Source organism: Scytonema sp. HK-05, from assembly GCF_963872035.1.
Lineage (GTDB): Bacteria > Cyanobacteriota > Cyanobacteriia > Cyanobacteriales > Nostocaceae > Kalymmatonema.
The window spans coordinates 19,362-28,292 of sequence record NZ_CAWMYC010000179.1 but is presented as its reverse complement, the minus strand read 5'-3'; the positions used below and the strand labels follow the sequence as shown (position 1 = coordinate 28,292).

The following is an 8,931-nucleotide window of genomic DNA, read 5'->3' as shown; positions in this document are numbered from 1 at the left end:
GCTGTGGCGACGATAGTTGGCGGGTAGCTGCCTGTGACAATAGCTCGGTGCCAGGGCAATTATAAAAATAAAGCCTCTTTCTGTAACACAGAAAGAGGCTTTATTTTTATGTCCTAGTTTCTGAGGCTGTCCATAGTTGACGCTCTACACCCTGTCTCCAAAGCGATTGGTGACACATGAAGACATTGCTCGATATGTGAATAAGCAATATTGCTGAAATATTTTGTTAGAGTTGAGGTGTCAAATTAACCCTTGAGGAGTTTGATGCACACCATCCCCAAGCGCACGAACCGCGTTACTTTTGACAAAAGCAACGCAACCGATCCACAAAGGAGATTTTTGTCAAATTTGGCATATCATATTTTTACTCATAAAATCTAAAACAAGGCAAAGTCTAAATTTCCTAAATAAATTTGTCTGTTAATAATTCAGGGTTAAACTGCTATCCCTAATTCACAAATGGTAGAGCGGATAAATGATATCGCTTGGCAAGCTCATCAAGGTAGCGTTGCTGCGATTATTCAACTGTTGAACGAAAAACTAGCCTCGTCTGGTATCAGAACCAGAGCTATTTTTGACGATGGTGTCTTACAACTTCTTTGTGAGGCTCGTACGGTGGCTCAACTTGAACAATCAACTTTGGTAAAGCACATCCAGCAGATTCTCGAGTCAATTGCACCACGCAATATTTGTCGAGTCAATATCAACAGTCGTATTGTTCGGGAACAGCAGTTGCTGTGGCTAGAGGAAATTAATCGCAACCCCGAAAATCAATTGCTGTGGTCACAGGAAATTACATTAGTCAAACCTAATATTTTTAAGCAAAAAATAAAAGAATTGAAAGAGCGTACAACTCAACAAGGAAAAACAAATTTACCCAAACCTCAATTTTCTCCTCTTTCAGTAGTTACTCATAACAATAAAATCAAAAATTCTCCTGTTGGACGAATGCTAGGAGCCGCGAGCTTTTGTATGTTTTTTCTGTCGCTTGGTGTAGCTGCGTATGCTTTGCTAGGAAATAAGCTGAAAAACCCAATCCAACCAGAAACATTAAACTCTCTAGCTCCAGTAACTACCAACCAAAAACAACCTGAAGTACCGCCGCCTACTGCTAGTCCAAATGGTTCTACTTTTTCTGTAGATCCCTTTGCAGCAGCAGTACGAATTGCCAACAAAGCTTCTGCAACTGGTAAAACAGCTACAAGTTCAGCTCAGTGGTTGGATCTTGCTGCTAGGTGGCAACGGGCATCAGAATTAATGAGTGCCGTGCCACCAAACCACAGCCGCTATCAGGAAGCTCAGCTCCGCACTAAACTATACAAAAAATATAGTCAAGCTGCTGAAGAAGAATCAAAGAAAAGGTCCTCCTAAGCAATTTAAAATATGCCTACGGCACGCTACACGGTTTGCGCAACTCCGACCCACCAGGAGGCACACGTATTGAAAATGGTCAAAATGGTCAGTAGCTTAATATCAAGCACTCATTTCTAGCATTCTTTGAATTGGTCGCAATGCAGCCTCGCGGATAAACTCTTGCAAGGTGATTTCTGGAGCGCGATTTTTCATTGCCCAGTAGAGCTTTTCCAGGGTATTTAACCGCATAAAAGGACACTCGTTGCAAGCGCAGTTATTCAGCGGTGGTGCAGGTATAAAGCGTTTGTGCGGGGCTCGTTTTTGCATTTGGTGAATGATACCAGGTTCCGTAGCAACGATAAATTCTTGAGAAGAACTCTGTTCACAATATTTGAGTAAAGCCGCTGTCGAGCCGATGAAACTCGCGTGGCGCAAGACAGTAGTTTCACATTCTGGGTGGGCGATCGCCTCTGCTTGTGGGTATGCTATTTTCAACTGCACAATTTTCTTTTCAGAAAAAGTTTCATGCACAACACAACTTCCTTCCCACAGCACTAAATCTCGCCCAGTTTTTTCCATCACATACCGCCCCAAATTTTTATCTGGAGCAAAAATAATCGGCTGGTTTTTGGGAATCTGCTGGACAATTTTGACAGCGTTGGAACTGGTGCAAATAATATCGCTCATTGCCTTAATATCAGCAGAGCAGTTGATGTAAGAAACTACCAAATGGTCTGGGTGCGCCGCTTTAAAAGCCCCAAACTCTTCTTTTGGACAACTATCAGCTAAAGAACAACCAGCATTTAAATCTGGTAAAAGTACCATTTTGTCGGGATTAAGAATCTTTGCCGTTTCTGCCATAAAGTGGACACCAGCAAAGACAATCACATCTGCATTTGTATGCGCTGCTGCTTTAGCAAGCTGTAGCGAATCCCCAATAAAGTCTGCAATATCTTGAATATCCGGTTCTTGATAGTAATGTGCCAGGATAACAGCATTGAGTTCTTTTTTAAGAGTCTCAATGGCTGTAAATAAATCTAGTGGTAGATCACCCTGTTCCGTTTTTCCACGTTGAGCAAGTGCAGTCGTAAACACAGTTAGACGTTGCTGAATTTTACAAGTTTTATCTAGTGGATTCAATTATAGTAGTTTTTACCAAAAATGTTTGACGGGTGATGCTCCTCCCCCGGAATTGTGTCAAAATCCCGTAATTTTCATATGCTGGAAACAGATGGCAAGGAAAGTGGCATGACCAGTCAGAAAACAAACTCAAAAACTTTGAAAATTGCTGTAGTAGGAGATGTTCACGACCAATGGGAAGAAGAAGATGGCATTGCACTCAAGCATCTGGGTGTTGACTTAGTGCTGTTTGTTGGGGATTTTGGCAATGAGTCGGTGCAAGTCGTAAGAGCGATCGCATCCCTCGACATTCCCAAAGCAGCGGTGATGGGAAACCACGATGCCTGGTACACTGCTACAGACTGGGGACGGAAGAAGTGTCCTTACGACCGCACCAAGGAAGACTGGGTACAGCAGCAACTGGATTTATTGGGTGAAACCCAAGTCGGTTACGGTAAGCTAGATTTTCCGGCTCTAAATTTAACGGTTGTTGGCGGTCGTCCCTTTAGCTGGGGTGGACCAGAGTGGAAATATACTGATTTCTACCAACAGTGGTATGGAGTGACCAGTTTTGAAGAGTCCACAGCCCGCATTGTCACTGCAGCAAAGAGTGCGGCTTACCAGACGATAATTTTTCTGGGTCACAACGGTCCCACTGGGTTGGGCGATCGCCCAGAAGATCCCTGTGGCAAAGATTGGCATCCCATAGGGGGCGACTTTGGCGACGCGGATTTAGGAGAGGCAATTTCTCAGACGATCACGGCTGGTAAAACCATTCCCCTCGTCACATTTGGTCATATGCATCACAGCCTGCGACACACAAAGAAAGAGCCGCGAAAGCGCATCTTTAGAAGTCCAGAGGGGATAGTTTACTTGAACGCTGCTAGTGTACCCAGGATTGTGGAACATGGCAGCTATAAGCAGCGTAACTTCTCCATTGTCCTGCTGGAAGGTAGTGTCGTCTCCCAAGTCTCCCTAGTTTGGGTTGGAAAGGATTTCACTGTCACTTCTGAAGAAATTCTTTATCAAAAACCCAGTCCAGTAGTGCAACCTGCGTAGAGGATGATATATACTATGTATTTGGTCGGCTTATGACGCCGACTGCTGACAGCTCAGCGCTGACAGCTTACTTGGAGAGGTGGCAGAGTGGTCGATTGCGTCCGACTTGAAATCGGATGAACCGAAAGGTTCCGGGAGTTCGAATCTCCCCCTCTCCGTTGAATGATCTGTGAGAGTTGGTTGGGCGATCGCGCTTTTCCTAAGTCTTAAGGTTCTGAATCAAGTAGCTAGGATGAGGCAAAATTGAAAAGCACTACTACCGACACATCTCTACGGAGCCTTATTCAACTCATGTTCCAGTCATCAATCGTCTTCTAGCACCTTCAGCAACCAAATCGACCTTGATATGAAACTTATTTTCTTTTAGCGTTGCCTGTATGGAGCGCAAATCATAATCGCCTAAGTAATACTTTGAATACGCATCTAATAAGACATCTACCAAACTTATTACGCTTCCTTGCGGCATTGAAATATACCTTTGAATATAAGTAGAGGCTTTTTTATCATCAGTCATAGCCTTCCAACCCATACGTTTTGCTAGCACAAAACAAGATAATTCTGCATTGCTTGCTCGTTTTGAATGAGAAACTTTTGCCATTTCAACTAAATCCTCAATTTCCAAAGGATAGTTGAAAATTTCTTTTTTATCAATTAGATTAAAAAAAAAGTCACGGCTAATAGTGTGCCCTTTTTCAAATTCTAACTGTACATATACTGTGGTTATAACAGAATAGCCTAGTATTTTGAGAAGGTCAAAGCGCTGAATATACATCAAATGAATAATTGCACAGGTATCAATAGCCAAAATAAAGTTCACAAGTCAACTACCTCTAAAAATGTTCTAAAGTCATTTAATAGTTGATATCCTTGTTCCAAAGGTAATGAAAACATCTCTAACAACTTTTGGTAAGTGATTTCACCATCTCTGTAGGCTTTTGTACAAAGTTCAATAAAATACCAAGAAAGACCATGACGAATTACGTGTGTTAATCGTTCCTTTTGTCCTGTAGATAAATCTGGTGGAATCTCAGGATCAAATTTTTCTTGTAATTTAATAACAAGACGCTTTTCACTCATTAATTGTTTTTTCAAGTCTTCATCAATCCACTCCATTTCTAAAAGACGAATGATTACCACTTGGGCGCTGATTCTAAATGTTTCGGCAATGTGACGAATTAGATTGATCCAATTTTCATATTCTGTTGCTGGGCTGTAATTCTCTTCAATACATTCCTTAGGCAGTAAAAAGTTACCTGCAAAGCTGTTAGCCCGCCACTCTAATTCATTAGTTTCTTGTTTGAAATAAGTGACCTCCTGTTCCAAGGCTGAATCAAACAAAGCATGGCAGTATTCATGTGCTGCAGAAAAATTCTGACGGTATAGGTCATCAAGGTAGTTAATCAGAATACAGTGACCTGCTGTAGGATGATTTATATATAGCCCTGAAATATTACGGTCTTCTAGCTGTCGCTTAAAAACATGAATATCTTGGTTTCGCATCAGGTCAAAAATATCTCTAATTGGTGATTTTCCTAATTGAAGACGCTCCCTTTCAAACTTAGCTGCTTCTGCACCTTGTTTTTTAAAGTAATTATGACCGAATTGGCGTTGCCCGTAATTTGGAAGAGGGCTGTACTTCTTGTTGAAAATCTCTTGTTCTAGAAAACTTTCATATTCGCATAATCGCACAAATATTTTAATTGCAATTCGATCATTTTTGGAAAGTGATGCATTGAGGCGGAACATTTCTTGTATTTGGGATCTTGCTGAAGGATAATCACCAGTAACAAAATAGCGAAAATCCTCTTGGTATAGAGCTGCTAGTAAGACAACTTGATCACCAGTTGCTTTCTTCTCACCCGACTCAATTTTCAAATAGTCTTCTAAACTGATTTGAAGTCGAAAAGCTGCTTCTGCAGCATCAATGTTTGAGTCTTCACGCACTTCTCGCAGTTTTTTGCCTAGCAATACATAGTCGAATGTCATAGCTTATCTTTCCATTTAGCTGGCAAGCGCTTTGCATCCACAGACCTGAAGCCGTAGACTGTGTTCTATAATACCGTCAGCTCTAACAATAAGCATATAAGAGTAAAATTCTGTTACCAGCAACTATGCGATCGCCCTCTCTCCCTTGCAATCCATGCCAGTTGCATCATGCTACTATGTCCAATAAATTCAACAAGGGGTTCGACAGATGGCTATCGTTCATGATGTAGATTTACCCGATGACTTGTATGAACAGCTACAAGAGCTAGCTATAGCCGAAAACAACTCAATCAACGCCCAAGTCATTACTTTATTACGAAATGCTTTGTCCGCAGCCCAGATAAAGAAAATTGCAGAAGAGCAGAGGCGAAAGAATTTACCAAAACTTTTAGAAGAAAGTCGCCGCCGTCGGGAGCAGCTTCCAACTGATGTCGAATGGCCCGATAGCACCGCCCTGATTAGAGAAGACCGCGATAGATGACGACCCCTATCAGGTGCGTAGTGGATACAAGTGTTTGCATCAAGCACTTTATCCCAGATCCCTTATCCCTGAAAGTTGATCAACTTTTGGCTCATATTGGCAATTCTCAAAATGAATTCTTTGTACCTGACCTGTTTTACATTGAATGTGCCAACACGCTTTGGAAGTATGTTCGTGCAGGACTTTACCCTACCACCAAAGTTTCAGCAGATTTAGCAACTCTGAAGGCTTTTGACTTTCGTGTTGTCTCGACGGTTGACTTGATGGCAGATGCCGTAAGCATCGCCTTGGCTTATAACATTTCCGCCTATGATGCTTCTTACGTTGCCCTTTCACAGCAGGTTGGTGCTACGCTACTGACTCTAGACCAGCGCCTGGTTAGGGCTTTAGGGGCTACGTCTTATGATGTTTGCTTGTTCAATGACTTTGAGATTCCATCGTTGCCCTGAATTTAGAGGAGGAGCAACGCTAACTTACCTTCAGTATCTAAAAGTTAACGAGCAAAATTATCACAAACTTCGTTCAACTAACACCGCATATCTGCTGAACTTACTTAGGTAAGTAGTTCCGTGTATCTGCACTGGTAAGTATTACATTTGCAGTGCTAGCCTGACAGCATTACTCAAAATGCTTTTGTATCAGAAGTTTAACAAATACAGGCAGGTACTGAATGGATCGTGGTAACGAAGAACAAAGTAGCAAATTTATCACTACCGAACCATTAAAAGCTAGCAGTGAAGCAGGTGAGCAAAAAGTTTGGGATGCTGTTAAGAGTGCTTTTTCTGATAGAAACTGTATCGGATACTGGCGCTATCCGATTTTCTCGAAGGTGGGAGAGATTCGTAAGGAACCTGATATCCTCATAGCTGATAGAGAATTTGGTTTAGTGGTTATTGAAGTATTGCCAGTCGCCATTGACCAAATAGTGACTATTAATGATGATATTTGGCAGTTGCAAAACTATCACATCGCAGAAGCTAATCCTTATCAACGAGCCGAACATCAACTGCGAGCATTGATTGCATACACTGACCGCGAATCTGCTATCTGGCGCAGGGTTACTGGAAGATCGCTCGTTGCATTACCTCTGATTACCCAAGAACAATGGCAACAAAAAGGTTTTGACCAACTACCCAACTGTCCTCCTGTGATTTTTCAAGACCAGTTAGGCAAAGTTGGCTTATTGGAACGTATTCAACAAATCTCTTGTGTAGTTCCAGGAGAAAGCCTGGAAGATAAAGACTGGGAATTGCTACTTTCAGTGATTGGCGGGACACCTGTACTTCGTAAACCTCCTCGCGCTACAACCTCAACCACAGGCAAAACCCGCGCCAGCATTATGGACAGTTTGCGCCAAAGGCTATACGAAATAGATTTACAGCAAGAACACATAGGAAAAGAAATTCCCCCAGGACCTCAGCGAATTCGCGGTATAGCGGGTTCAGGTAAGACAGTGCTGCTGTGTCAAAAAGCGGCGATGATGCACCTTAAGCACCCAGACTGGGATATTGCCTTGGTGTTTTTTACGCGATCGCTCTACGAGCAAATTACCGGACTAGTAGATAAGTGGATACGCCGCTTCAGTTGTGGTGAGATGAAGTACGACCATAAGACAAACCAGAAACTGCAAGTACTTCATGCTTGGGGAGCGAGGGAACAACCAGGCTTGTACGGGACGATTTGCGAGTACCACGGTAAAAGACGCGGGACTGTTGCAGACACGAAAGAAAGACAACCTAACCGAGGTTTGGCAGAGTTATGTAAACGGCTACAAGAGGAAATAGAGATTGAGCCGATGTTCGATGCCATCTTGATTGATGAAGGTCAAGATTTAGTAGCGGAAGATGAATTGAAATATGAGGATAAGCAAGCTATTTACTGGATGGCTTATCAAGCATTGCGACCAGTGAGTGAGGAAAAACCAGAGGAGAGGCGCTTAATTTGGGCTTACGATGAAGCACAAAGCCTCGATAGTATAGTAGTGCCAAAAGCTAAAGAGGTATTTGGCGAGAATTTGAGCAATCTTTTGAGCAAGCAACCACAATATCCAGGCGGTATCAAACGTGCTGTAGTGATGCGCCACTGTTACCGCACTCCTGGACCAATTCTCACAACTGCTCATGCCATTGCTATGGGTTTGCTACGCCCAGAGGGAATGGTTTCTGGTATCACAAATAAAACATATTGGGACAGAATCGGTTACGAAGTCACAGGAGACTTCAGGCGTGTCGGTCAGCCAATAACTGTGCATCGACCTCCGCAATATTCACCAAATCCCATTGCTGAACTCTGGGACACACCTGTATTGGAATTTCAAACTTACAGTTCTCGCCAAGAAGAAATCACTGCGTTGGCGCAGAACATCATGCATAACATCGTCCATGATGGTCTTAATCCCACCCGCGATATCTTGGTTGTGATTTTAGGCTCTAATTCCGAGGTAATGGACTTAGAAACTCAAGTGGCGGGATTTTTGATGCAACAGGGCATAGATATCTATATTCCCAGTGCTCCCAGCAGTAATATCTTAAAGTTTGAATGGCAAGTTAGTCAGCCAAACAACTTCTGGTGTGATGGGGCTGTTACAGTCTCTCGTGTCCCTCGCGCTAAGGGAAATGAGGCTGATATGGTGTATGTAGTCGGCTTTGATAATGTGGCTCGCAATGAAAGTGATGTGAATTATCGTAACCAGTTGTTTGTCGCTTTAACCAGGACACGGGGCTGGGCAAACCTGAGTGGTGTGGGCAATTATCCAATGTATGATGAGATGCGGCAAGTTATTACCAGTGGTGACACTTTCACGTTTACCTACAAGCGCCCACCCAAGCGAGATATTGGTGATGCAGATGAAGCATAACAGCGGATAAGGTAGTGGATGTAGCGGATGTCGCGGATAATTTCTCTGTAATTTCCCCAGTCAATCTATCCGTTAC

At 42.8% G+C, this 8,931-nt stretch carries 8 protein-coding genes and 1 tRNA gene; 6 read left to right on the top strand and 3 right to left on the bottom strand.

From position 1 onward, the window contains the following. The first annotated feature begins 459 nt into the window (after nt 1–459). A complete protein-coding gene (locus AACT52_RS41130; RefSeq protein ID WP_073635854.1) occupies nt 460–1,371 on the top strand; it encodes a hypothetical protein in 912 nt (303 codons plus the stop codon). Nucleotides 1,372–1,473: 102 nt separating this feature from the next. Here the strand turns inward: AACT52_RS41130 and nadA are convergent, their stop codons facing one another. Continuing rightward, complete coding sequence (gene nadA, locus AACT52_RS41125; RefSeq protein WP_073635856.1) at nt 1,474–2,448, bottom strand: quinolinate synthase NadA; 975 nt, start codon at nt 2,446–2,448, stop codon at nt 1,474–1,476. A 153-nt stretch (nt 2,449–2,601) separates the two neighbouring features. Here nadA and AACT52_RS41120 point away from each other — a divergent pair, with 153 nt between their 5' ends. Further along, the gene (locus AACT52_RS41120; protein ID WP_073635855.1) at nt 2,602–3,531 is read left to right on the top strand and encodes a TIGR04168 family protein; all 930 of its coding nucleotides are present in this window, start codon (nt 2,602–2,604) and stop codon (nt 3,529–3,531) included. Between the two features lie 73 nt (nt 3,532–3,604). Continuing rightward, nucleotides 3,605–3,689 (top strand) — tRNA-Ser (locus tag AACT52_RS41115). A gap of 131 nt (nt 3,690–3,820) precedes the next feature. Here AACT52_RS41115 and AACT52_RS41110 read toward each other — a convergent pair. After that, nucleotides 3,821–4,348 (bottom strand): hypothetical protein, encoded by a 528-nt coding sequence (locus tag AACT52_RS41110; protein ID WP_073635853.1) that lies wholly within the window; start codon nt 4,346–4,348, stop codon nt 3,821–3,823. Then, nucleotides 4,345–5,517 (bottom strand): helix-turn-helix domain-containing protein, encoded by a 1,173-nt coding sequence (locus tag AACT52_RS41105; protein WP_073635852.1) that lies wholly within the window; start codon nt 5,515–5,517, stop codon nt 4,345–4,347. The genes AACT52_RS41110 and AACT52_RS41105 overlap by 4 nt, the downstream gene beginning before the upstream one ends. A gap of 208 nt (nt 5,518–5,725) precedes the next feature. Between AACT52_RS41105 and AACT52_RS41100 the strand changes: the two genes are divergently transcribed. From AACT52_RS41100 to AACT52_RS41090, 3 genes are all read left to right on the top strand, one after another. After that, nucleotides 5,726–5,998 (top strand): hypothetical protein, encoded by a 273-nt coding sequence (locus tag AACT52_RS41100; RefSeq protein WP_073635851.1) that lies wholly within the window; start codon nt 5,726–5,728, stop codon nt 5,996–5,998. Beyond that, nucleotides 5,995–6,447: a type II toxin-antitoxin system VapC family toxin gene (locus AACT52_RS41095; RefSeq protein ID WP_073635850.1), complete on the top strand. Its 453-nt coding sequence runs from the start codon at nt 5,995–5,997 to the stop codon at nt 6,445–6,447. Before AACT52_RS41100 ends, AACT52_RS41095 begins: the two co-directional genes overlap by 4 nt. Nucleotides 6,448–6,668: 221 nt before the next feature. Beyond that, a complete protein-coding gene (locus tag AACT52_RS41090) occupies nt 6,669–8,855 on the top strand; it encodes a DEAD/DEAH box helicase (RefSeq protein WP_073635849.1) in 2,187 nt (728 codons plus the stop codon). Nucleotides 8,856–8,931 lie beyond the last annotated feature (76 nt).

Excerpts from the sequence above, each read along its gene's own strand:
- AACT52_RS41130 (WP_073635854.1), top strand. The coding sequence starts at position 460 with ATGGTAGAGCGGATAAATGATATCGCTTGGCAAGCTCATCAAGGTAGC.
- AACT52_RS41120 (WP_073635855.1), top strand. The coding sequence starts at position 2,602 with ATGACCAGTCAGAAAACAAACTCAAAAACTTTGAAAATTGCTGTAGTA.
- AACT52_RS41105 (WP_073635852.1), bottom strand. The coding sequence starts at position 5,517 with ATGACATTCGACTATGTATTGCTAGGCAAAAAACTGCGAGAAGTGCGT.
- AACT52_RS41100 (WP_073635851.1), top strand. The coding sequence starts at position 5,726 with ATGGCTATCGTTCATGATGTAGATTTACCCGATGACTTGTATGAACAG.
- AACT52_RS41095 (WP_073635850.1), top strand. The coding sequence starts at position 5,995 with ATGACGACCCCTATCAGGTGCGTAGTGGATACAAGTGTTTGCATCAAG.
- AACT52_RS41090 (WP_073635849.1), top strand. The coding sequence starts at position 6,669 with ATGGATCGTGGTAACGAAGAACAAAGTAGCAAATTTATCACTACCGAA.